Annotated in this window: 18 protein-coding genes; 11 read left to right on the top strand and 7 right to left on the bottom strand. The window is 66.9% G+C overall.

The window, feature by feature from the left end; translation table 11 throughout:
* Positions 1–2 precede the first annotated feature (2 nt).
* Genes P0Y60_11265 through P0Y60_11255 form a run of 3 tightly spaced genes read left to right on the top strand, consistent with a single transcriptional unit; the run spans position 3 to position 5298 of the window.
* Positions 3–1340: a glutamine synthetase family protein gene (locus P0Y60_11265; GenBank protein ID WEK59926.1), complete on the top strand. Its 1338-nt coding sequence runs from the start codon at positions 3–5 to the stop codon at positions 1338–1340.
* A gap of 9 nt (positions 1341–1349) precedes the next feature.
* A complete protein-coding gene (locus tag P0Y60_11260; protein ID WEK59925.1) occupies positions 1350–4328 on the top strand; it encodes a bifunctional [glutamine synthetase] adenylyltransferase/[glutamine synthetase]-adenylyl-L-tyrosine phosphorylase in 2979 nt (992 codons plus the stop codon).
* Positions 4329–4377: 49 nt separating this feature from the next.
* Positions 4378–5298: a diacylglycerol kinase family protein gene (locus P0Y60_11255; GenBank protein WEK59924.1), complete on the top strand. Its 921-nt coding sequence runs from the start codon at positions 4378–4380 to the stop codon at positions 5296–5298.
* Positions 5299–5325: 27 nt separating this feature from the next.
* Here P0Y60_11255 and P0Y60_11250 read toward each other — a convergent pair whose 3' ends face one another.
* Complete coding sequence (locus P0Y60_11250) at positions 5326–6369, bottom strand: AI-2E family transporter (protein WEK62906.1); 1044 nt, start codon at positions 6367–6369, stop codon at positions 5326–5328.
* Between the two features lie 392 nt (positions 6370–6761).
* On the opposite strand from P0Y60_11250, the gene P0Y60_11245 reads away from it, so the two are divergent.
* Both P0Y60_11245 and P0Y60_11240 read left to right on the top strand, forming a co-directional pair.
* Positions 6762–7637 carry a helix-turn-helix domain-containing protein gene (locus P0Y60_11245; GenBank protein WEK59923.1) on the top strand — a complete coding sequence of 292 codons (876 nt, stop codon included), beginning with the start codon at positions 6762–6764 and terminating at the stop codon, positions 7635–7637.
* Positions 7638–7831: 194 nt separating this feature from the next.
* Complete coding sequence (locus tag P0Y60_11240; GenBank protein WEK59922.1) at positions 7832–8434, top strand: hypothetical protein; 603 nt, start codon at positions 7832–7834, stop codon at positions 8432–8434.
* A gap of 561 nt (positions 8435–8995) precedes the next feature.
* Here the strand turns inward: P0Y60_11240 and glnA are convergent.
* Positions 8996–10420, bottom strand: coding sequence for a type I glutamate--ammonia ligase (glnA, locus tag P0Y60_11235; protein ID WEK59921.1), 1425 nt, complete (start codon positions 10418–10420; stop codon positions 8996–8998).
* 195 nt (positions 10421–10615) lie between these two features.
* Between glnA and P0Y60_11230 the strand changes: the two genes are divergently transcribed.
* Positions 10616–10978 (top strand): RDD family protein, encoded by a 363-nt coding sequence (locus P0Y60_11230; GenBank protein WEK62905.1) that lies wholly within the window; start codon positions 10616–10618, stop codon positions 10976–10978.
* A 5-nt stretch (positions 10979–10983) separates the two neighbouring features.
* Here P0Y60_11230 and P0Y60_11225 read toward each other — a convergent pair whose 3' ends face one another.
* Positions 10984–11463 carry an ATP-dependent zinc protease gene (locus tag P0Y60_11225; protein ID WEK59920.1) on the bottom strand — a complete coding sequence of 160 codons (480 nt, stop codon included), beginning with the start codon at positions 11461–11463 and terminating at the stop codon, positions 10984–10986.
* Between the two features lie 25 nt (positions 11464–11488).
* Between P0Y60_11225 and P0Y60_11220 the strand changes: the two genes are divergently transcribed.
* Positions 11489–12676, top strand: a complete 1188-nt coding sequence (locus P0Y60_11220; GenBank protein ID WEK59919.1) for a RimK family alpha-L-glutamate ligase — start codon at positions 11489–11491, stop codon at positions 12674–12676.
* A 63-nt stretch (positions 12677–12739) separates the two neighbouring features.
* On the opposite strand, the gene P0Y60_11215 is transcribed toward P0Y60_11220, so the two are convergent.
* Positions 12740–13450, bottom strand: coding sequence for a DUF4191 family protein (locus tag P0Y60_11215; GenBank protein WEK59918.1), 711 nt, complete (start codon positions 13448–13450; stop codon positions 12740–12742).
* Between the two features lie 175 nt (positions 13451–13625).
* Between P0Y60_11215 and P0Y60_11210 the strand changes: the two genes are divergently transcribed.
* The gene (locus P0Y60_11210; GenBank protein WEK59917.1) at positions 13626–15110 is read left to right on the top strand and encodes a hypothetical protein; all 1485 of its coding nucleotides are present in this window, start codon (positions 13626–13628) and stop codon (positions 15108–15110) included.
* A gap of 6 nt (positions 15111–15116) precedes the next feature.
* On the opposite strand, the gene sucB is transcribed toward P0Y60_11210, so the two are convergent.
* From sucB to P0Y60_11195, 3 genes are all read right to left on the bottom strand, one after another.
* Positions 15117–16847, bottom strand: a complete 1731-nt coding sequence (gene sucB, locus P0Y60_11205; protein ID WEK59916.1) for a 2-oxoglutarate dehydrogenase, E2 component, dihydrolipoamide succinyltransferase — start codon at positions 16845–16847, stop codon at positions 15117–15119.
* 68 nt (positions 16848–16915) lie between these two features.
* A complete protein-coding gene (lpdA, locus tag P0Y60_11200; protein ID WEK59915.1) occupies positions 16916–18289 on the bottom strand; it encodes a dihydrolipoyl dehydrogenase in 1374 nt (457 codons plus the stop codon).
* A 2-nt stretch (positions 18290–18291) separates the two neighbouring features.
* Positions 18292–19764, bottom strand: a complete 1473-nt coding sequence (locus P0Y60_11195; GenBank protein ID WEK59914.1) for a leucyl aminopeptidase — start codon at positions 19762–19764, stop codon at positions 18292–18294.
* A gap of 113 nt (positions 19765–19877) precedes the next feature.
* Here P0Y60_11195 and P0Y60_11190 point away from each other — a divergent pair, with 113 nt between their 5' ends.
* The 3 genes from P0Y60_11190 (at position 19878) to P0Y60_11180 (ending at position 22927) form a co-directional block, all read left to right on the top strand.
* Entirely contained in the window at positions 19878–20819 is a 942-nt protein-coding gene (locus tag P0Y60_11190) for a PAC2 family protein (protein WEK59913.1), read from the top strand.
* Between the two features lie 168 nt (positions 20820–20987).
* Positions 20988–22235 (top strand): RNA polymerase sigma factor, encoded by a 1248-nt coding sequence (locus P0Y60_11185; protein WEK59912.1) that lies wholly within the window; start codon positions 20988–20990, stop codon positions 22233–22235.
* Positions 22235–22927 (top strand): coenzyme F420-0:L-glutamate ligase, encoded by a 693-nt coding sequence (locus P0Y60_11180; protein ID WEK59911.1) that lies wholly within the window; start codon positions 22235–22237, stop codon positions 22925–22927. The genes P0Y60_11185 and P0Y60_11180 overlap by 1 nt, the downstream gene beginning before the upstream one ends.
* The last annotated feature ends 4 nt before the right edge of the window (positions 22928–22931 follow it).

Raw genomic sequence — 22931 nt, 5'->3', positions numbered from 1 at the left:
TCATGGACAAGCAGAGGGATTTCGTCCTCCGGACGATCGAGGAACGCGGCGTCAAGTTCGTCCGCCTGTGGTTCACCGATGTGATCGGCACGCTCAAGTCGGTCGCCATCGCGCCGGCTGAGGTCGAGGGCGCCTTCGCCGAGGGGATCGGCTTCGACGGATCCGCCATCGAGGGTCTCACCCGCAGCTACGAGTCGGATCTGCTGGCGCAGCCCGACCCGACGACATTCCAGACGCTGCCGTGGCGCGGCGAGGTCGATCCGACCGCCCGCATGTTCTGCGACCTCACGACCCCTGACGGGCAGCCCGCCGTCGCAGACCCTCGCCACGTCCTCAAGCGCACGCTCGCGAAGGCCGCCGACGCCGGGTTCACGTTCTACACGCACCCCGAGATCGAGTTCTACCTGCTCAAGTCGTCGTCGTACGGGCCTGAGGGACCGATCCCCGTGGATTCGGCCGGGTATTTCGACAACGTCCCCGGCGGGACGGCGCACGACTTCCGTCGTCGTTCGGTGCGGATGCTCGAAGACCTGGGCATCTCCGTGGAGTTCAGCCACCACGAGGGCGGCCCCGGTCAGAACGAGATCGATCTGCGTTACGCCGACGCCCTGACGACCGCAGACAACGTCATGACCTTCCGCACGGTCATCAAGGAGGTGGCGATCGAGCAGGGCGTCTACGCGACGTTCATGCCGAAGCCGCTCAGCGGGCACCCGGGCAGCGGAATGCACACCCACATGTCACTGTTCGAGGGCGACCAGAACGCCTTCTACGAGGAGGGCGCCAAGTACCAGCTCTCCAAGACCGGTCGACACTTCATCGCCGGACTCCTCAAGCACGCGAACGAGATCTCGGCGGTCACCAACCAGTTCGTCAACTCCTACAAGCGTCTCTGGGGTGGCGACGAGGCACCGAGCTTCGTCACATGGGGGCACAACAACCGTTCCGCGCTCGTGCGCGTACCCATGTACAAGCCGAACAAGGGCCAGTCCTCGCGCGTCGAGTACCGTGCGCTCGATTCCGCCGCGAATCCCTACCTCGCGTACGCACTCATGCTCGCTGCGGGACTCAAGGGCATCGAGGAGGGCTACGAGCTCCCGCCCGAGGCGGAGGACAACGTGTGGTCCCTCAGCGACGCCGAGCGGCGTGCTCTCGGATACTCCTCGCTTCCGGCCAGCCTCGACCATGCGCTCGAGTTCATGGAGGACTCGGAACTCGTCGCCGAGACGCTCGGGGAGCAGGTGTTCAACTACGTGCTGCTCAACAAGCGAAAGGAGTGGGAGGCCTACCGCGGGCAGGTCACGCCGCTGGAGTTGAAGAACAACCTCGAGCTGCTCTGAGCTGCGCACATGGCTCGCCCCGATGATTCGGTCTCGCTCTCTGCGCTGGCCAGGCTCGGTTTCTCGGAGCTGAGCGAGGCTGCCGCGGATCTTGCCGAGCTCGCTGAGATCCTCGGCATTCCGCGCTCCGAGATCCTCGACGGCGCGGCCCGTGCACCCGACGCGGATGCGGCGGTGCGTGGAATGCTGCGTGTCGCGCGTCGCGAGGCGGCGCCCGTCAAAGCGCTGATCGTCCAGGATCGGGAGCGTCATCGAATCTGGCGATTGCTCGGAGCCTCGGAGGGGCTGGCCGACTTCTTCCTCCGGCATCCCGAGCAGTTGTTCGAGCTGGATGGCCCGATCGACGGGCTGCCGTCATCGGTGGAGCTGCGCGAGAGATTGCTCGACTCCGTCGGAGCGGTCGACGGGTTCGCGGCGACCGGTGGGGATGAGGCTGTCGTCGCGCTGCGCGTGGCGTATCGGGTCGCGTTGGCGAGGATCGCGGCCTACGACCTGGATCATGCCCTCCCGACGACGGTGGTCGGTGTGGTGGCTGCGGCTCTCGCCGATGCGGCCGGTGCGGCGCTCGAGGCTTCTCTGGCGGTCGCTCGTGCGAAGCTCGCGGATTCGACCCCGAGAGCGCAGATCGCCGCGACGAGGTTGTCGATCATCGGGATGGGCAAGTCAGGTGCCCGCGAGCTCAACTACGTGAGCGATGTCGACGTGATCTTCGTCGGAGGGACCGCCGATGAAGAGGTCGTGAGCGAGGCACGCGCGATCGACATCGCCACGCGCCTCGCGCGGGAGACGATGCGTGGCCTCAGCGGGATCGAGATCGAGCCGCCCCTGTGGGAGGTCGATGCGGCCCTGCGTCCCGAGGGCAAGCAGGGTGCTCTGGTGCGCTCGCTGAACTCCCATCTCGCGTACTACGACCGGTGGGCCAAGAGCTGGGAGTTCCAGGCCCTGCTGAAGGCACGGCCGCTCGCGGGAGACCCCGAGCTGGGTGACGAGTACATCGAGGCTGTGCAACCGAAGATCTGGTCGAGCGCCGCGAGGAAGGACTTCGTCGACAGCGTCCAGCGCATGCGTGAGCGCGTGATGGAGCACATCGATCCGGAAGACGTGCCGTACCAGATCAAGCTCGGCTCCGGAGGCATCCGCGATATCGAGTTCACCGTGCAGCTGCTGCAACTGGTGCACGGCCTCACCGACCCCTCCCTCCGCACCCGAGGGACGCTGGAGAGCCTTGACGCGCTCGTGGCCGGCGGATACATCGGCCGGGTCGAGGCGGCGGCGTTCGCGCAGGACTACTGCATCCTGCGCCTCATGGAGCACCGGCTCCAGCTGCGCGAGCTGAGCCGAACGCACCTGATGCCCCGGACACCGGCCGGGCTCCGGGTGCTCGCGCGCAGCACGGGCCTCGCCGAGACGGGCGACGGAATCTGGGCGCGTTGGGAGACGGTGCGCCGCGAGGTCCGTGAGATCCACACGCGCCTGTTCTACCGACCACTGCTGAGCGCCGTGGCCGCGTTGCCGGAGGAGGAGCGCACGCTCTCGGCGTCTCAGGCGCACGATCGCCTCGCCGCCATCGGATTCCGCGATCCCACGGGGGCGCTGCGGCACATCGGCGCGTTGACGAACGGGCTCAGCCGCAAGGCCACGATCCAGCGCCACCTGATGCCGATCATGGTGCGCTGGTTCGCCGACGGCAGCGATCCCGACTACGGACTGATCGCCTTCCGTCGCATCAGCGAGCGCCTCGGCGACACACCCTGGTTCCTGCGCATGCTGCGTGACTCCTCGGGTGCTGCGGAGAGCCTCACCCGGGTACTCTCGTCATCGCGGTACATCGGTGAGCTGATGGAGTGGATCCCGGAATCCGTCGCGTGGCTGGACAGCCCCGAACTGCTCCGTCCGCGTGGGGCCGCGGCGCTGGACGAGGAGGCCCGTGCGATCCAGACGCGACACGAGACCGTCGGCGACGCGTTGCGTGCCGTCCGGGCGAACCGACGCCGCGAACTCCTGCGCACGGCGATGGGTGCCGTGCTCGACGCGGTGACGATCGAAGAGATCGCGACGGCGCTGACGGAGATCACCGAGACCACGATCCAGGCAGCGCTGCGCGCCGTCTTCCGCGAAGTCGTTCCCCCTGAGGACGAGGCGCTGGACTTCGCCGTGATCGGCATGGGCCGGTTCGGCGGAGCGGAGCTCGGGTTCGGATCCGACGCCGACATCCTCTATGTGTACGACGCGAACGGCCTCGACCCGCAGCGTGCGCAGATCCTCGCCACGCAGATCGTGACGCGGCTCCGCGAGCATCTGACGGACCATCGTCTGCCGCTGGATCTCGACGCCGACCTCCGACCCGAGGGGCGGAGCGGACCAGTGGTGCGCTCGATCGAGGCGTACACCGCGTATTACCGTCGGTGGTCGCTGTCGTGGGAGGCCCAGGCTCTCCTGCGTGCCCGCGGGGTGGCCGGCAGCGCCAAGCTGATCGACAAGTTCATGACGTTGGCGGACTCCATCCGATACCCCGACACCGTCGACGAACAGGGGCTGCGCGAGATCAAACGCATCAAGGCCCGCGTCGAGGGGGAGCGGTTACCGCAGGGCGCGGATCCTCGCCGACATCTCAAGCTGGGGCCGGGAACGCTCAGCGATGTCGAGTGGCTCGTCCAACTGCTGCAGCTGCAGCATGCGCATGACGTGCCCGGTATGCGCACGACCTCGACGATCGCCGCGCTGGACGCGGCGGTCGCGGCCGATCTGGTCGATGAGGCGTCCGCCGAGCGTCTGCGCGAGGCATGGCGCCTGGCCAGCAGACTGCGATCGGCCATGACGCTTCTGACCGGTCAGACCACCGACGTGCTCCCGGCGGATCGACGCCAACTCGACGCGATCGGACGACTGCTCGCGTACCCCGACCGCTCGGCGACCGAGCTCGAAGAGGATTACCTGGGGGTCACGCGGCGTGCGCGCAAGGCCTTCGAACAGCTGTTCTACGGGTGAGCCCGAGCGTCGAGTTGCAGTATCCGTTGCCGTCACCCATGCTGACGCTATGAGCCTTGCACGCATCGGAATCGTCTGGAACCCGTCGAAGGTCGAGCAGGAGGTGCTGCAGGACGCGGTACGGGCGGTCTTCGGTGACGAGAGCGACATCCGCTGGTGGGAGACCTCCCCGAAGGACCCCGGTCGCGGGATGGCCCGCGAGGCACGGGAAGACGGGCGTGACGTCGTCATCGCGGTGGGAGGCGACGGCACTGTCCGCGCGGTGGCCGAATCGTTGGCGGGATCCGAGACCCAGCTGGGCATCGTGCCGCAGGGCACGGGCAACCTCCTCGCGCGCAACCTCGACGTACCGCTCAACAATGTCGAGGCGGCGCTGGAACGCGTCCGTGACGGTGAGCCGCGCCGAATCGACCTGGGTTGGGTGTCGTACGACGGCACCGAGCATGCCTTCGCGGTCATGGTGGGGTTCGGCGTCGATGCGCAGATGCTGGTCGAGACCGATGACGACCTCAAGTCCAAGGCCGGGTGGCTCGCGTATGTCGAGGCCATGGGGCGCGCACTGGCCGGCACCGAGATGACCGACATCACGGTGACGGTCGACGGCGAGAACCCCGTCGCGGTGCGTGGGCACACCATGCTGATCGGCAATTGCGGCATGGTGCAGGGCGGGATCCGACTGCTGCCGGACGCCGTGCTCGATGACGGCAAGCTCGACGTGCTCATGATCAGCGCGGACGGGCCGTTGCAGTGGCTCGACACATTCCGCTCGTTTGTCTGGGACAACGGCATCCGTCGGTTCTTCGCCGGAGGCGACGAGGCCGTGAGCACGGAGTCCGCGCAGCACATCGCTGTCGAGACGATCTCGGTGGAGCTCGAGACGCCGCTGGTGTTCGAGATCGACGGCGAAGAGATGGGCGAGGTCACGTCGTTCGACGTGCGTGTCGAGGCCGGAGCACTCCTCGTCCGCTGAGAGGCGGCCTGCGGCGCCGACCTCAGATCAGGGGGCGGCGACCGTCGGGGGAGCGATCTTGCGGTCTTGAGCGGGGAACAACACCTTCTGCACGATGATGATGATGCTCGCCGCGACCGGGATGGCGACCAGGGCTCCGAGGATTCCTCCGAGTGCGCCGCCGGCGACCGCGGCGATGACGACCAGGGCTCCGGGGACGGCGACGGCCTTGCTCATGATGCGAGGCGAGATGACATATGCCTCGATCTGCATGTAGACGAGGTAGTAGATGAAGGCGATCAATGCGGTCATCGGGCTCACGAACAGGCAGATCAGGGAGTTGATCACCGACGCCGTCAGAGTTCCGACGAGCGGGATCATCGAGCCGATGAAGGCGATCAGCGCCAGCAGTGCGGGAACAGGGGCGCCGATGATGCTGAGCATGATGAGGCTGAGGATGCCGTTGATCAGGGCGAGGCTGGCCTGGCCCATCACGTAGCGGCCGACAGCCCCTGAGACGTCTTCGAGCAGTTCGCTGAAGGTGTCGCGCTGGTAGGCGGGCACGAAGCGGGCTGCGGTGTGCTTGATGCCGCGTAGCGAGGCCATGAAGTAGAGCGTGAGGATCAGCACGATCGTGACGCCGGTGAAGCCACCGGCGATTCCCGCTCCGACGGCGAAGACGCCGCCGCCGATGTTGGCGAGGTTGCCCGGATCCTGGAGGAAGGAGAGGATGCCGTTGCCCGCATCCTCCAAGGTCGACCCGAACTGGCTGTTCAGATCTTGGAACCAGCCCGCGGCCATGATGTCCTTCACCATTCCCGGTCCGTCATCGATCAGGTTGGTGATCTGCTCGACGAGGATCGGCACGATCGCCAGGATGATGCCTGCGAACGCCAACACCACGACGGCGACCACGATCGCCACTGCTGCGGGCCGAGGGAGCTTGCGCTCGATGAACGAGACGATCGGGTCGAGGCCCAGCGCCAGGAAGATCGCCACGCCGATGTAGACGAGCACGGTGGCGAGCTGATCGACGATGCCGCCGATCATCAAGGCGACGAGCACGCCGAGAGCACCCAGGAGACCGAGCATGAAAGGGTTGGCGCGTGCGAGGGCGGCCACGGCTGCCGGCGGGTGCGACGACGACGGAGCCTGCTCCACCGTCTCGACGGTCGCGTTGTTCGACTTCCGGCGCATGATGTTCTCCCACTCGAGTGTCCGACCCTTCAGTTGATCACCCCCATGCGCCGGGGTCAAGGAGCCCACGCCGAGGGAGCGGCGGCGTGTTCATCGCCTGTTCAGTCATATTCACCCGAATACAGATCCCCGGGTGCGGAGATGCCCTAGGCTCAGGAAAGCCCCGTACCCGGGGGCCTGGCCGCGGTGTGGGATCGCGGCGATCCGCATGGGGAGGATCTCATGAGGCGCTGCTCAGCGCGCGCATCACACGGTGACGGTTCCGTCGACGACGGAGCGGCATGCCGGTGACGAGAGCACGCACGCTCGCGATGTTCGGCAGCGTGCGCATCAGGGAGTTCGTCCGAGGGCGCGATGACACGCGCTCGCGGCTCGATCGTGTCGCCGGACTCGTCGGTCTGCACAGCGTGCGCTCCGGCGGGATCGAGATCGACACAGCATCCGGGCGGCTGAGACTGGGCGCCAACTCGGCATTCCTGCTCGGGCATGACGTCCCGCTGCCCGCGGCTCCGGTGGAGGGTCTCCGGCTGCTGTCGATCCTGATCCCCGCCGAGACTCTCACTGGCGCGATCGCTCCGGAACCCGGCGAGGTGCGCACGGTCTCCGAGTCCAGTGCGCTCCTCGATCCGGCTCTGGCTTTCGCCGAACGCGCTGCGGTCCTCGATCCCGACCCGGTCAGCGGCTTCGGCAGCTACTACTTCGAGCGCCTGTTGCAGGAGATGGTGATCGGGGTCGCGGTCGAAGGCACCCGAGCTCCACGCATGAATCCGAAGTCCGACGCGTATACGCGTGCTCTCGCCATGATCATCGCGCAGCGAGAGGACCCATCGCTCTCGCCGAAGCTGATCGCCGAGCATCTCGCAGTGTCGTTGCGGCAACTGCAGCGCGCGTTCCGATCTCATGGCACGACGCCGGAGCGTCAGATCCGACGCGCACGGGTGGATCACGCCGCTGCACTCCTGGAGGACCGCACGTACGACCCCCTGACCATCGCGGAGATCGGTCGCTATGCGGGATTCTCCGACGGATCGAGTCTTGCTCGGGCGATGTCCCAGGAGGGGCGTGAATCGCCGGCGAACGTTCGGCGTGCGGCGCTGCTGTCCGCCTCGCTCGCAGCCTCTTCCATACCCAGCGCGACATACCCGGATCGTCTGGCGACATAGAAGGCGTTCCTCGTCGTCGCGACGCGGGCGATCGCCACGATGGCAACCGGAAGAGTCCTTCCCGGAACCCTGCCGGACGGTGCGCACGCGAATCCCGTTCGCCTCCACCATGTGTCGTGGTCATCCACGCGTCATGGGGTGTGCCTGTTGCGCTGTCGGGCGGTGGTCCTGATACCCCAGAGGAGAAGCACGTCATGAATGTCAACGAGCCCGAGCTCGCATCCGCCGCAGGGATGAACCGCCGCACGGTCATCAAGGCCGCTGCCTGGTCCGCTCCGGTCATCGCCGTCGCCATCGCCACCCCGCTCGCCGCTGCAAGCGTGCTGGCGCCGCGTCCCGCACCCGCGGGGCTCACGGAATGGCAGGGTGGCACGTCGATCGCCACGTCGGCAGCCGTGCCCGCATACGTGGCGGTCAACCGCACCGCCAACGTGGGATTCTTCGCCTTCACGCCTGACGGCGAGGACCTGGAGCCGGATGGCACCTTCACCTCGGGTACCGCGACTGTCACGGTGCAGTGGGGTGCTGGTGGCACGGTCACGACGCCGACGAGCTACCGCCTCGAGGAGACCAACCTCAACGGGTGGACCCGTGTCGGTTCGGTGCCGGCCCCGGGGACGACGGGCGCGGTCGAGTACCGGTACCCCGGCATCCTGAACGGCGCATCGAACGTGGTCTCGCTGCCCGTGCTGCGGCTGTACCCGACTGCCGGCGGATCGCTCACGCCCACGTACGTCAGCACGGTTCTCTCCGCTGACAACATGAGCGAGAAGACCTCGGGCGCACGCGTTCCGTAAATCCGCGACGCTCATGCGCCGAGAAGCCCGCTCCCGTTCGCCGGGGGCGGGCTTCTCCGTGCATCAGACAGCGCGCCAGCGAGAGCGGCAAGAGTCGGATCCATTGGCGAGCCGATCGGCCGCCTGAACTTCGGCGACAGAGCCCCCAGGGCATGCGCTGCCAGACTGGCCAGATGAATCACAGAGCTGACCGACGAACGAGCGGCAAAGAGGGGGCACTGTGAGCAGGAGCGTCGGGAGGCACCTGGACCGTGCGCATCGTTTCTTCGAGAGAGCTACAACAGCCGTCGGGCGCGCCCGCATTATCGCCGTATCCGCCTATCGGGGTAACCCTCTCAAAAAGCGGCAACGGTCGATCCGAGTCGCGATCGATCAGCTTGCTGCGGCAGAGTACCGCGCCACGAAAGGGCTCGACAGCCTTCGTCAGGCGCGCGTTGCGCTCGAGCGCCTCGCCGAGGAGATCAATGACGAAAGAGCCCGTCACGGCAGACCGTGACGGGCTCTTTCTGGAATTCGGCGGACTCCCTGCGGACGAGCCCCCGGGAGTTCAGCGGAATGTAACTACACGCCGAAGTACAGCTCGTACTCGAACGGGTGCGGGCGCTGGGCCATTGGCAGGATCTCGTTCTCGTGCTTGTAGGAGATCCAGGTCTCGATGAGCTCCTTGGTGAACACGCCGCCCTCGAGGAGGAACTGGTGGTCGGCCGCGAGAGCGTCGAGCGAGTCGAGCAGCGAGTTCGGGACCTGCGGGATGTCCTTGGCCTCCTCAGGCGGGAGCTCGTAGAGGTCCTTGTCGACCGGCTCGTGCGGCTCGATGCGGTTCTTGATACCGTCGAGGCCCGCCATCAGCTGTGCGGCGAAGGCGAGGTACGGGTTGCCCGAAGCGTCTGGCGCGCGGAACTCGATGCGCTTGGCCTTCGGGTTCGAGCCCGTGATCGGGATGCGGATCGCGGCGGAGCGGTTTCCGGCCGAGTAGACCAGGTTGACCGGAGCCTCGAAGCCCTTGACCAGACGGTGGTAGCTGTTCAGCGTCGGGTTCGTGAAGGCGAGCACGGCCGGCGCGTGGGCCAGGAGGCCACCGATGTACCAGCGCGCGATGTCGCTGAGCTGGCCGTAGCCGGCCTCGTCGTAGAACAGCGGCTTGCCGTCGTTCCACAGCGACTGGTGCGTGTGCATGCCCGAGCCGTTGTCGCCGTAGAGCGGCTTGGGCATGAAGGTCGCGACCTTGCCCCACTGCTCGCAGGTGTTCTTCACGATGTACTTGAACTTCAGGATGTCGTCCGCCGAGTGCACCATGGTGTCGAAGCGGTAGTTGATCTCCTGCTGACCGGCGGTGCCGACCTCGTGGTGCGAGCGCTCGAGGATGAACCCGGCGTCGATCAGCTTGAGGGTGATGTCGTCGCGGAGGTCGGCCGTCTTGTCGACGGGGCTCACGGGGAAGTAACCGCCCTTGTACGGGGTCTTGTTGGCGAGGTTTCCGCCCTCTTCCTCGCGGCCGGTGTTCCAGGCCGCCTCTTCGGAGTCGACCTTGTAGAAGCTCTCACCGGCGGTCACCGAGTAGCGGACGTCGTCGAAGATGTAGAACTCTGCCTCGGGGGCGAAGAAAGCGGTGTCAGCAATGCCCGTCGACGAGAGGTACTTCTCGGCCTTCTTGGCGACCTGGCGCGGGTCCTTCGAGTAGATCTCGCCGGTGCGAGGGTTGTAGATGTCGAAGATCATGACGAGCGTGCTCGCCTCGCGGAACGGGTCGACATACGCCGTCGTGACGTCCGGGATGAGCTGCATGTCGGACTCGTGGATGCTCGCGAAACCGCGGATCGAGGAGCCGTCGAACAGCTGGCCCTCGGTGAAGAAGGCCTCGTCGACCGTGGACGCAGGAATGTTGAAGTGCTGCTGCACACCGGGAAGATCGGTGAAACGGATGTCAAGGAACTTGACGTCGTTCTCCTTGATGTAGCTCAGCACCTCGGACGAATCTTTGAACATGTACGACTCCTGTGTTGCGGATCGATGGCTTACGGCCATTCTGCACAGTACGGCTGGGTGATTTCTTCAGGGTGTCCGCTTTGTTTCGGGCTTGTTACAGCGCCGTTGACGCGTGGGTAGGCTGGAGAAGTGACAGATGCGGTGAACACGTACCCCGGTGAACGACTCGGACTCCCGGTCTCAGGGTCTCGGAGCATGGGCCGTCCGGGCCGACGCATCGGGGCGTTGGTGATCGACTACACCGCTGCGACGATCATCGCGACAGGTTTCCTCGGATTCGACCAGTTCGCCCTCCCGAGCGAGGCCGGTCTCACCCAGTTCGCGCCGATGCTGGTGTTCGCGCTCCTGCAGATCATCTTCATCCCGGTCGTCGGCGGCAGTCCCGGGCACCGCATCCTCGGCATGCGCCTGGTTCGCCTCGACGGCTCGTGGATCGGCATCTGGCGTCCGATCGTGCGCACCCTGCTGCTCATCGTCGTGATCCCGGCGGTCATCTGGGACGCCGATCAGCGCGGCCTGCACGACAAGATCGTCGGAACCGCCCTCATCCGAGCCTGAGTAGGTCAGTCCCTGCCGCGGTTACGGCGGCGAGCTTCCCGCGGGGCCCTGCCTCCGAGGAACGAGCGCGCCGGGTCGACGGTGTACCCGCGGCGCAACGCTTCTCGGCCGATGAGCATGCGGAAGCCCATCTCGTCGCGATTGCTGAGAGTGACCTCCGCGAGCACCTCACGATCCACCAGGCGGATCAGAAGCATCACGACCAGACGCTCCTGCGCGTGACCGGATGAGCTGCGAACCGCGCGTCGATCGTGCACGGGAGTCTCGACGACGATCGCGTCCTCCTGGCTGTCCTGCCAGGGCTTGAGACGGAAGCGTACCCACGCTTCGCCTTCGCGTTCGAACTCCTCCACATCGAATGCGTGCAGAGAAGACGTGCGGGCGCCTGTGTCGATCTTCGCCTTGATCCAGTCCACGCCGAGATCGGGTAGCGCAACCCATTCTCGCCACCCCGTAAGAGTGTTTGAATGGGATGTCTTAGTCACCCGACCATCCTGGCAGGAATTCTCCGTGAAGATCGCAGTGCTCTCCCGTGCGCCTCAGGCGTACTCCACCCAACGACTGCGGGCGGCGGCGCTGCAGCGCGGCCACAACGTCAAGGTGCTGAACACGTTGCGGTTCGCCATCGACCTCACAGCCGATGAGCCGGACCTCCATTACCGTGGGCGGCAGCTCAGCGACTATGACGCCATCCTCCCGCGGATCGGCAACTCGATCACGTACTTCGGCACCGCTGTCGTGCGCCAGTTCGAGCAGATGGACGTCTACACGCCGAACACGGCGAACGGAATCTCCAGTGCGCGCGACAAGCTCCGCGCGAACCAGATCCTCTCCCGGCACAACATCGCGATGCCGCCGACGGCGTTCGTCCGCAACCGCGCCGACGTGCGCCCGGCGATCGAGCGCGTGGGTGGTGCGCCGGTCGTCATCAAGCTCCTCGAGGGTACCCAGGGCATCGGTGTGATCCTGGCGCCGCAGGTGAAGGTGGCCGAGGCCATCATCGAGACCCTCCACTCGACCAAGCAGAACGTGCTGATCCAGAAGTTCATCTCCGAGAGCCGTGGGCGCGACATCCGCGCCCTGGTCGTCGGAGACCGCGTGGTGGCCGCGATGCGCCGTTCCGCTGCCGGCGACGAGTTCCGCTCCAACGTGCACCGCGGCGGCTCGGTCGAAGCCGTCGAGCTCGACCCGATCTACGAGCGCGCGGCCGTCCGATCCGCGCAGATCATGGGACTCCGCGTCGCCGGTGTCGACATGCTCGAGGGCGACGACGGTCCACTGGTCATGGAGGTGAACTCCTCTCCGGGGCTCCAGGGCATCGAGACCGCCACGAAGCTCGACGTCGCCGGCGCGATCATCGACTACATCGCGGGTCAGGTCGCATTCCCCGAGATCGACGTCCGTCAGCGCCTCACCGTGTCGACCGGATACGGCGTCGCCGAGCTCATGGTGCACGGTGCTGTGGACCTCGTCGGCAAGACACTGGGGGAGGCGGGCCTCTGGGAGCGCGACATCACCGTCCTCACGCTGCACCGTGGGGTGAGTGTCATCCCGAACCCCCGCAAGCACGTCGTCCTCGAGGCCGACGACCGGCTCTTCTGCTTCGGCAAGCTGGATGAGATGCGATCGATGGTCCCGGAGCGTCGGCGTCGCAGGGCGAAGGTGCGCAGGCTGCCCAAGCAGCCGATGTCGGAGTGACAGACGAAAGCGCGGCCGCACCTCGGGAGAGGCCGGCCGCGCTTTCGTCGTAGAGCGGCTCGATCAGCGAGGACGCTGCGCCCGAACCTTCGTCGGGTCGATCCCCTTGGGGATGGGCAGCGACGACAGCGACTGCGAGACGGATTCGATGCGGCGGATGACGGCACCCATCGTCGCCTTGTCCACCGCCTTCGGCAGCTTCTTGATGGTCTTGGCGAGGTCGGAGATCGTGACCTCGTCGTCGCCGTGACCGACGTACAGCACCGTCACCGGCACACCGTTGGCCACGCGCTGCACCTTGCTGCGCTCCTCGTTGACAAGGCGAGTCAGGCGACCGCGGGCGCCTTCGCCGACGATGACGACGCCGCCGCGGCCGACCGTGCGGTACACGGCCTCCTGGGTCTTGGGGTTGATGCCGACCGGCGTCTCCGAGGCCTGCCAGCGTCGTCCGAGGCTGGTGCTGAGCACATGCCCCGTCGCCCCGGGCATCCCGTCGATCTTGGTGTACATCGCCGAGGTCGACAGGCGGGTCATGAGGAACATCGCGCCGAGGACACCGAACATGAGTCCGCTCACGCCCCAGAGGACGAGCGTCCAGATCTGGAACGGAGGGATCAAGTAGCCGGCGATCAGGCCGAGCAGGATGCCGCCGATGAGAATGCCGACCTGCGCCCAGGGCAGCCACGAGTAGGCCTCACGGGTGAACCGGAAGAGGGACTTGATCTGGGAGAAGAACCCAGGACGCTTTTCGGGTTCGGGAGCACGCTTTGCCATGCGCACCAGCCTACCGAGTCCGGAGCGTCGTGTTGACTGCGTTCGCGTGAAGCGGAGAGCTCGGGATCGCACTGCGGTGACGACTTCTCCTGCACCGGTGCGAGAAAGCACTGCTTCCGTCCACATCGCCTCGAATCGCCCCTGCGGCCGAGCCTCCTGGGGTCAGATGGGAGACATGACAGCGACGGCCGAAACACGCAGCACGACGATCGCGCCGGGGGCGCATCGGGTGATTCGGATCGTCGACTCATCAGACGGGCCGTTCGGCGGAACTCTCGTCGTGCACGGAGCCGGTGTGGCGGTGCAGGTCGATGCCGCGCACTGGGCCGGCTGGGAGGGGTGGCGTTTCGGAGGCTCGGAGCATGTGGCGGCTCCACTCGACTTCGTGCGCCGGGCAGAGGGGCACGATCTGCTTCTGCCCTGGTGTACGGAACGGGTGTCGACCTTCCTCTCGCGTCGCGAATCGGTGGGGTCACGGCTGTCATCCGGGGAATGCTGCACACTCCTGGTGAGCCTGCTCCGGGCGCTGGAGGAGCTCGGAAGCACAGTGGAGGGCGCGGTCACGGGCGTGTGGTGGTTGACGGATGCGGGGAAGCCGATCTTCGTGATCGGATCGGGAGAGGAAGCGCGCGGGGGAGTCGCGCAGCTCGTCACCCAGCTGGAGGAGGGCTGCGAGGACAAGGCGCTGGGGCGCCTTCTCCTCGCAGTCACGGCGGGACTGGATCGGAGTCTGGGGCAGCGACGTGTGCCTGCCTTGTTGCTCGAGAAGTGGGAGGCGGAGCTTCTCGAGCTGGCGTCGCCCCGTGCGTTGCAGCGCGAGGTCGGCGTGGTCGAGGGGGCAGAACCACTTCCGCGTGTGGTCGTGCGGCGGGAGTCCACCCCCGTACCGGGGCGACGTTCCCTGCGCACGGAGAACGCCACGAGTCCCTCCACCGTGTCCCTCGTGGCAGATCAGGCGCTCGCGATCGTCACCGCGGTGCGCAGGCGTATCGTCGCCGTCGCGGGGGTAATCGGATCACGATCGGTGAAACCATCAGCGGCTCGATTGCCGGGGGCGCGGTCGGTGCGGAGAGGGACCGGACGCGTCTCGCCACCTCATCGTCGTCGCGCGATCATGGTGGGCGCAGGAGTCGCCGGGGTCGTGGTCGCGGCCGGTCTGTTGTGGCCGAGCGGAGCGACGAGTGAGGTGTCGAATTCTCAGACCCCGGTGCCGACAGGAACCACGCCTGTGGGGCGCGCGGAGGGCGTTGAAGCGACGACGGACGTTGATGATGACCGTGAGCAGCAGGAGAATGCCGATGGGGGTGTCGACTCGCCCGACGAAGCGGCGGCACGGTTGCTCGGCGTCATCGCGAGGTGCGCGGAGGCGGGTGATTCGGTGTGCGCCGATGCGGTCACCGCCGGGCAGTCCGAGGTGGTCGAATCTCTTGCCGGCTATTCACCGGAGGAAGTCGCTCTGGCGCTCGTGGACCAGTACGGCGATCTGGCGGTCATCCGGATGACCGCGGGTGCCGGGGCCTCGTCACCGGATGCGGAGACAGGCGAGGGCGCGGAGGGCGCGTCGGAGGCGTCTAGTGGCGACAGGATGATCGTGCTGGTGATGAGCCACGAAGAATGGCTGGTCCGCGACGTCTATGACGTCGCGGACCAGCCAGGATGATTCGCGTCAGGCGCCGAGCTGCGAAGCGAACTGTGCCGCCTCGAGACGTGCCTTGACCGCGCCGAGGAAGCGCGCGGCGTCTGCACCATCGATGATGCGGTGGTCGTACGACAGGGCGAGGTAGACGTACGAACGGATTGCGATCGCGTCGGAGCCGCCGACCTTGACCAGGCCGGGGCGCTTGACGACGGTACCCGTGCCGAGGATCGCGGACTGGGGGAGGAACACGACGGGCGTGTCGAACAGCGCTCCACGCGAACCGGTGTTGGTCAGCGTGAAGGTTCCCCCGGCGAGCTCATCCGGCTTCAGCTTGTTGTCGCGCGTACGAGCGGCGAGGTCGGCGATCTCGTGCGCGATCGCGGCGATGTTCTTCGATGCGGCGTCGCGGAGCACCGGAGTGAGCAGGCCTCGCTCGGTGTCGACCGCGATCGACACGTTCTCGCTGGCCGGGTAGACGATCTGGTCGTCCTTGACGGTGGCGTTGACGATCGGGAACGCCTGAAGCGCCTCGGCGGTCGCCAGCGCGAAGAACGGGAGGAACGACAGCTTGTCGCCCGTCTTCTCCAAGAACGACGCCTTCACGCTGTCGCGGTAGTCCGCGAGCGCCGTGACATCGACCTCGACGACCGTCGTGAGCTGAGCGGTCTGCTGCATCGAGGCGACCGCGCGCTCGGCGAGCACCTTGCGCAGGCGCGACATCGGCTGGGTCGTACCGCGCAGCGGAGAGACCTCGAGGGGAGCCGGTGCGGCAGCTGCGGGTGCTGTCGCGGCCGGGGCGGCGGCGGTCTCCGCTGCCTTGAGCACGTCTTCCTTGCGGATGCGTCCGCCGACACCCGTGCCCGTCACGGACGCGAGGTCGACACCCTGCTGCGAAGCGAGACGACGCACCAGCGGCGTGACGTACACGTTGTCGTTGTCCGTCGGCAGCGCCAACGGTGCGGCGGCGGGTGCCGGAGCAGCAGCCGGTGCGGGTGCAGCAGCCGGTGCGGGTGCCGCGGCCGGCGCCGGAGCTGCGGCGGGAGCCGGGGCAGCGGTCGGTGCCGGAGTTGCGGCGGGAGCCGGGGCAGCAGCGGGACCCGAGGCTGCAGGAGCCGGAGCAGCAGCTGCTGCTCCCGAGCCGACGCGGGCCAGCACGGCGCCGACGGCGACCGTCTCGTCTTCCGCAGCGACGATCTCCTGCAGAACACCGGCGATGGGCGACGGGATCTCGGTGTCGACCTTGTCGGTCGAGATCTCCAGCAGTGCCTCATCGACGGCGACCGTGTCGCCGACCTGCTTGAGCCAGCGGGTGACCGTGCCTTCGGTGACGCTCTCGCCCAGCTCGGGCAGAACGATGTCGGTCGCGTCCCCGGCGGGAGCGGCCTCGGTGGCAGGCGCCTCTGCGGCGGGAGCCTCGGCGGCAGGAGCGGGCTCAGCAGCGGGCGCGGCCTCTGCAACCGGTGCCGCTTCGGCGGCGGGCTCGGCGGCAGCCGGGGCGTCAGCCTCCGGTGCCGGAGCGCTGCCATCGCCGATGCGAGCCAGCAGTGCGCCGACCTCGACCGTCTCGTCTTCCGCCACGAGGATCTCTTCGATCACGCCGGTGACGGGGGAGGGGATCTCGGTGTCGACCTTGTCGGTCGAGATCTCCAGCAGACCCTCGTCTGCCTGCACGGTGTCTCCCACCTGCTTGAGCCAGCGGGTGACCGTACCCTCTGTGACGCTCTCACCGAGAGGGGGGAGGATCACGGATGTGCTCATGACGAAGTCTCCTTCAAGAAGTGTTGTTGACGCTTGTCTAGCTTAGTGACTCGGGCACCGGTTGGTGCTCAGAGGGCGTGCAGTGGCTTCCCCGCGAGGGCGAGGAAGGCTTCGCCCAGCGCCTCGCTCTGTGTGGGGTGCGCATGGATGAGAGGCGCGATGTCCTCGGGATGAGCTTCCCAGGCGACGGCGAGCTGTCCCTCCGTGATCAGCTCTCCGACGCGGTCGCCGAGGAGATGGACACCGATGACGGGGCCGTCCTTGAGGCGCACGACCTTCACGAGCCCGCCGGTCCCGATGATCTCGCTCTTGCCGTTGCCCGCGAGGTTGTACTCGTATGCGACGACCGCGTCCGCGCCGTGATCGGCGATCGCCGCTGCCTCGGTGACACCGACAGAGGCGACCTCCGGGCTGGAGTAGGTGACCTTGGGGATCTGCAGGTCAGGGATGTTCGTGGGGCTGAGGCCCGCGATCCGCTCCGCCACGGCGATGCCCTGCTGGAATCCCCGGTGCGCGAGCTGCAGACCCGGCACGATGTCGCCGACGGCCCACAGGCCCGGCACGCCGGTGCGCAGGTCCTGGTCGACGGTCACGAAACCACGGTCGAGGGTGACTCCTGCTTCCTCGAAGCCGAGGTCGGCGGTGACGGGGCCGCGGCCGACGGCGACGAGCAGGTAGTCGGCGCTGAACTCCTTGCCGTCCTCGAGCGTGACGGTCACGGAGGACTCGTCCTGAACCGCGCTCTGATAACGCACGCCGAGGGAGTACTGGATACCTCGTCGGCGGAAGGCACGCTCCAGGCCTTTGCTGAGCGCGATGTCCTCATTGGGAACAAGGTGAGGCAGTGCTTCGATGATCGTGACCTCGGAGCCGAACGAGCGCCAGACGCTGGCGAATTCGACGCCGATCACGCCGCCGCCGAGGATCAGCACACGGTCCGGGATCACATCGAGCGCGAGAGCATGCTCGCTCGTGATGATGCGTCCGCCGATCTCGAGCCCGGGCAGCGTGCGGCTGTACGAACCCGTGGCGAGGACGACGTCGGTTCCCGCGTAGATGTCATCGCCGACGCTCACAGTGCGGTCCGCGTTCAAGCGGCCCGTCCCGGCCACGGTCGTGATGCCGCGAGCCTTGACCAGGCCCTCGAGGCCCTTGAACTTCTTCGCGACGATGCCTTCGCGGTAGGCGCGTACACCCGCAGGGTCGATGCCCTCCAGCGTGGCCGTGATCCCGACGGACGCTGCATCTCGCACGTGCTCGGCGACTTCCGCCGCATGCAGGAGTGCCTTCGTCGGGATGCATCCGCGATGGAGGCAGGTTCCGCCGACCTTGTCCTTCTCGACGAGTGCGACGGTCTTGCCGAGCTCACTGGCCCGGAGTGCGGCCGCGTAGCCGCCACTACCGCCGCCGAGAACGACGATGTCGAAGGTGTGCGTGGTCATGGTCATGCCTCCGTATGGGATGCGTCTGCGAAGGCGACGATCGATCGCACCATCGCGCCGGTCGGGCCCTTCTCAGTGAAACCGTAGGGGGAGCTCCCGTGCTCGCCGGAGCCGGCGATGTCGAGATGCACCCAGGGGATGCGCGGGGCATCGTCCGCGTCGGACACCCGGCCGACGAAACGTCGCAGGAACAGACCGGCGAAGGATGCTCCGCCGGCACGGTCGCCCATGTTCGCATTGATCAGATCGGCGATCGGCGAGTCGAGGGTGTCTTCCATGTATTCGGGCAGCGGCATGTGCCAGGCCGGCTCGTCGACGGATTCCGCCGCGGCGAGAAACGCGGAAACTGTGGCGTCGTCGCCCATGACGCCGGTGTGGCGGTGCCCGAGGGCGAGGATGATCGCACCGGTCAGAGTCGCGACGTCGATGATCACGTCGGGGTGCTCGCGACTGGCCGCCACGAGTCCGTCGCCCATGACCAGACGGCCTTCGGCATCCGTGTTGAGCACCTCCACCGTGGTGCCGTCGAGCATGCGCAGGACGTCGCCGGGTCGCGTCGCGCGACCGGAGGGCATGTTGTCGGCGATGCAGAGCCAGGCCGTCACCCGAACCGGTAACCCGAGCGTCGCGATCGCACGGAGAGCCGCGAGGCTGGTCGCTGCGCCGGCCATGTCGAACTTCATCCCCACCATCGATGCTGCCGGCTTCAAGGAGAGTCCGCCGGTGTCGAAGGTGATGCCCTTGCCGACCAGGGCGATATGGCGCGTGGCGTCGGCGGGAGCGTAGTCGAGTCGCACGAGACGTGGCGGGCGATCCGACCCCTGTCCGACGCCGATGATTCCCCCGAAGCCCTGCTCTTCCAGCGCGACCTCGTCGAGGATCTCCACCGTGACGTCGAGGTCTGCGACGCTGTCTGCCGCGCTCTGCGCGAGCTGTGCCGGACTCTGCCATTCGGCAGGCACGTGCACGAGATCCTTGACGAGGGCGACGGCGTCACCGATCGCCTGTGCACGGGTCAGAGCGTCGTCGTCGACACTCGTGTGGAGGACGACCCGGGACGCACGGGCCTTGCCCTTGTCGCTCCGGTAGCCCTCGAAGCGGTGCCCGCCGAGGACGGCACCTTCTGCGGCGGCGGTCGCGAAGTCCTCCAGACCCGGGGCGAGAGCCACCGCGATGGTCTCGTATCCCGTGAACACCCGCAGGGCGGCGCCCACGGCGTTGCGCACCGATGACGACGACGCGTTCGCGCCCGTTCCGACGACCGCGAACGGTACCGAAGAGATGTCAGGTGCGTGGACGCGCACGAATGCCGAAGCCGCTCCGGTGAATCCGATCCCCGTGAGGATGTCGGCGAGACCGGGATGGCCGTCCAGCGCGGACGAGTACTTGGAGAGGTCCGGGACGACGAGCACTGCAGCATCGGCAGCGCTTCCGGGGAACTGGTCGTCTGTGTGCGAGAGCACGGGAAGCGTCATGTCTCCATCCTACGGATCACCGTTGACGGGGCGCGCGACCGGGCAGTCCGCGTGTTCGCTCTCAGCATGATGAGCCCAACCCTTGCGGGGAGGCGGCCTCGTAGCATGGACTCATGCCCTTCTCCGGAGAGATCCATGAACGTGTTGCGAACGCACCGGTGGTGCCGCGCGGTCTGCCTCTGGTGGCGCTCCTGACCGGCTTCACCGATGCGGGCAGTGCCGTATCCGGTCTGATCGACCACCTGCGGGAGACCACGTCTCCGCAGCCGGTGGTCGTGTTCGACAACGACATGCTGCTCGACTACCGCGCCCGGCGTCCGGTGATCTCCTTCGATCAGGATCACCTGACCGAGTTCCGGCCGCAGCGACTGGAGCTCTCGCTGGCGACCGACGCTCTCGGCCAGCCCTTCCTCCTGCTCGCCGGCTACGAGCCGGACTTCGCCTGGAACGCGTTCGCGCAGGTGGTTCTCGATCTGGCCGCCGAGTACGAGGTCACGGGTCTCAACTGGGTCCACTCGATCGCGATGCCCGTTCCCCACACGCGTCCGATCGGGACCACTGTCAGTGGCAACCGTCGTGAGTTGAATGTGGCGCATTCGGTGTGGCGTCCTCGCACGCAGGTGCCGGCCACGGCCGGACACCTTCTCGAGTTCCGGTTCGCCGAGCGTGGAGATCGTGCGGTCGGATTCGTCCTTCTCGTTCCTCACTATCTCGCGGAGACCGAGAACCCCGACGCGGTCATCACGGCGGCCGAGCGACTGATGGCATCGACAGGGCTCGTCCTCGTACTCGACGCCGTCCAGGAGCGTCGCGACGACTATCTCGGGCGTATCGATGAGCAGGTCCTCGGCAACGAGGAGCTGCAGCAGATGGTGCACAACCTCGAACGTCGCTACGACGCCTACATGGCGGGTCGTGATCCCGACGACGGAACCTACGACGACGGCGGATTCAGCGAACGGGACATCCCGAGCGCCGACGAGCTCGCCGCCGAGCTCGAGCGCTACCTCGCGTCCCGTCCATCGGGGGATGAGGACAAACCCGGTCGGGGGTGAGCAGTATTTCGGCGAACTTCGCGGGAATGCGTCTGCATCGCCACACGTGTGCGATACTAGGACCCTGACCCGTTGTCAATCGATCCCTTCTGGGGATCGGACTTGACAAGGGTCTTACTAGTGTCCGAAATGTCCCGGGGCGGTCCGCAGCCCCGTGAAAGGCGAAACGTGACTCCTGCCACGACAAACAAATCCCGGACGACGAAGAAGGCCGCTGACGAGACCGCGACCGAGGTTCCGGTCGAGACGAAGGAAGCAGCTGAGAAGCCCGCGCCTCTGAGCGCAGCGAAGCGCGCAGCCGCGAAGCGTGCTCCGGCGAAGAAGAAGAAGGCCGACGACATCGTCGAAGACGACGAGGTTCCCGCCGCCGGTGCTGCCGACGTCGATGAAGAAGACGACGACAGCAAGCCGAAGTTCACCGAGCCGCTGCCCACGGGCGCGATCGTCATCAGTTCCAGCGACGAGGATGACGTTCCCGTCTACTCGACGCAGATCACCGGCGCGACGGCTGACCCGGTCAAGGACTACCTGAAGCAGATCGGCAAGGTCGCTCTGCTCAACGCGGCCGAAGAGGTCGAGCTCGCGATGCGCATCGAGGCCGGACTCTTCGCCGAGGAGAAGCTCTCGACCATGACGGCCGCCGAGAAGGCCGGCCAGCTGGGTCTCGACCTGCAGTGGGTCGCCCGTGACGGTCAGCGCGCGAAGAGCCACCTGCTCGGCGCGAACCTCCGACTCGTCGTCTCGCTCGCGAAGCGCTACACCGGTCGTGGAATGCAGTTCCTCGACCTCATCCAGGAGGGAAACCTGGGTCTCATCCGTGCGGTCGAGAAGTTCGACTACACCAAGGGATTCAAGTTCTCCACCTACGCGACGTGGTGGATCCGTCAGGCGATCACCCGCGCCATGGCCGATCAGGCCCGTACCATCCGCATCCCGGTGCACATGGTCGAGGTCATCAACAAGCTCGCCCGCGTCCAGCGGCAGATGCTGCAGGACCTCGGTCGCGAACCCACCCCGGAAGAGCTCAGCCGTGAACTCGACATGACGCCTGAGAAGGTCGTCGAGGTGCAGAAGTACGGTCGCGAACCGATCTCTCTGCACACCCCGCTCGGTGAAGACGGAGACAGTGAGTTCGGTGACCTCATCGAGGACACCGAGGCCGTGGTCCCTGCCGACGCCGTCGGCTTCACGATGCTCCAGCGTCAGCTCGAGCAGCTCCTCGACTCGCTCTCCGAGCGCGAGGCCGGTGTGATCCGCATGCGCTTCGGCCTGGGCGACGGTCAGCCGAAGACGCTCGACCAGATCGGTGACACGTTCGGTGTGACGCGTGAGCGCATCCGCCAGATCGAGTCCAAGACGATGGCGAAGCTTCGCCACCCGAGCCGCTCGCAGTCGCTGCGGGACTACCTCGAGTGATGCAGGCGAACGAGGGCAAGGCGCTCGAGACGAGCGTCGACGGCAAGAACTACGCGCGTATCCCGCTGCGCACCCGCGTCGTGATGCCGAACGATGACATCGACGCGATCATCACGGAGTACGCCAAGGACTCCGTGCAGCCGGGCGACCTGCTGTTCGTCACCGAGAAGATCGTCGCGATCACGCAGGGGCGGTCGTACCGCCTCGATGAGATCAAGCCGCGCAAGCTCGCTCTGTTCCTCTCCAAGTACGTCACCCGCACGCCGTACGGCATCGGGCTCGGCATGCCGGAGACCATGGAGATGGCGCTGCGGGAGTGCGGCACGCCGCGCATCCTGTTCGCGTCCGCTGTCGCGGCGGTGACCAAGGCTTTCGGTCGGCGGGGAGACTTCTACCGCATCGCCGGCGACAAGGCTCGCGCGATCGACGGGCCGACGAAGCACACGATCCCGCCGTACAACGAGGCGGTCGTGCTCGGTCCGAAGGACCCCGACGGGGTCGCCGCACGTGTGAAGAAGCTGATCGGCGGCCAGGCTGAGGTGGCGGTCGTAGACATCAACGACCTCGGCGGCAACATCCTCGGATCGACGCTCGACAAGGACGGCGAGCGCCGCCTCATCCGCATCCTCGGCGACAACCCGCTCGGCCAGGGACTCGAGTCCACTCCGCTCGGCATCGTTCGGGCGGTCTGACCCG

The organism is Candidatus Microbacterium colombiense, assembly GCA_029203165.1.
GTDB lineage: Bacteria > Actinomycetota > Actinomycetes > Actinomycetales > Microbacteriaceae > Microbacterium > Microbacterium colombiense.
This window is presented reverse-complemented; position numbering and strand designations above follow the sequence as displayed.

Coding starts and splice junctions, on each gene's coding strand:
- P0Y60_11265 (WEK59926.1), top strand. CDS start 3: ATGGACAAGCAGAGGGATTTCGTCCTCCGGACGATCGAGGAACGCGGC.
- P0Y60_11260 (WEK59925.1), top strand. CDS start 1,350: ATGGCTCGCCCCGATGATTCGGTCTCGCTCTCTGCGCTGGCCAGGCTC.
- P0Y60_11255 (WEK59924.1), top strand. CDS start 4,378: ATGAGCCTTGCACGCATCGGAATCGTCTGGAACCCGTCGAAGGTCGAG.
- P0Y60_11250 (WEK62906.1), bottom strand. CDS start 6,369: ATGCTCGGTCTCCTGGGTGCTCTCGGCGTGCTCGTCGCCTTGATGATC.
- P0Y60_11240 (WEK59922.1), top strand. CDS start 7,832: ATGAATGTCAACGAGCCCGAGCTCGCATCCGCCGCAGGGATGAACCGC.
- glnA (WEK59921.1), bottom strand. CDS start 10,420: ATGTTCAAAGATTCGTCCGAGGTGCTGAGCTACATCAAGGAGAACGAC.
- P0Y60_11230 (WEK62905.1), top strand. CDS start 10,616: ATGGGCCGTCCGGGCCGACGCATCGGGGCGTTGGTGATCGACTACACC.
- P0Y60_11215 (WEK59918.1), bottom strand. CDS start 13,450: ATGGCAAAGCGTGCTCCCGAACCCGAAAAGCGTCCTGGGTTCTTCTCC.
- P0Y60_11210 (WEK59917.1), top strand. CDS start 13,626: ATGACAGCGACGGCCGAAACACGCAGCACGACGATCGCGCCGGGGGCG.
- sucB (WEK59916.1), bottom strand. CDS start 16,847: ATGAGCACATCCGTGATCCTCCCCCCTCTCGGTGAGAGCGTCACAGAG.
- lpdA (WEK59915.1), bottom strand. CDS start 18,289: ATGACCACGCACACCTTCGACATCGTCGTTCTCGGCGGCGGTAGTGGC.
- P0Y60_11195 (WEK59914.1), bottom strand. CDS start 19,764: ATGACGCTTCCCGTGCTCTCGCACACAGACGACCAGTTCCCCGGAAGC.
- P0Y60_11190 (WEK59913.1), top strand. CDS start 19,878: ATGCCCTTCTCCGGAGAGATCCATGAACGTGTTGCGAACGCACCGGTG.
- P0Y60_11180 (WEK59911.1), top strand. CDS start 22,235: ATGCAGGCGAACGAGGGCAAGGCGCTCGAGACGAGCGTCGACGGCAAG.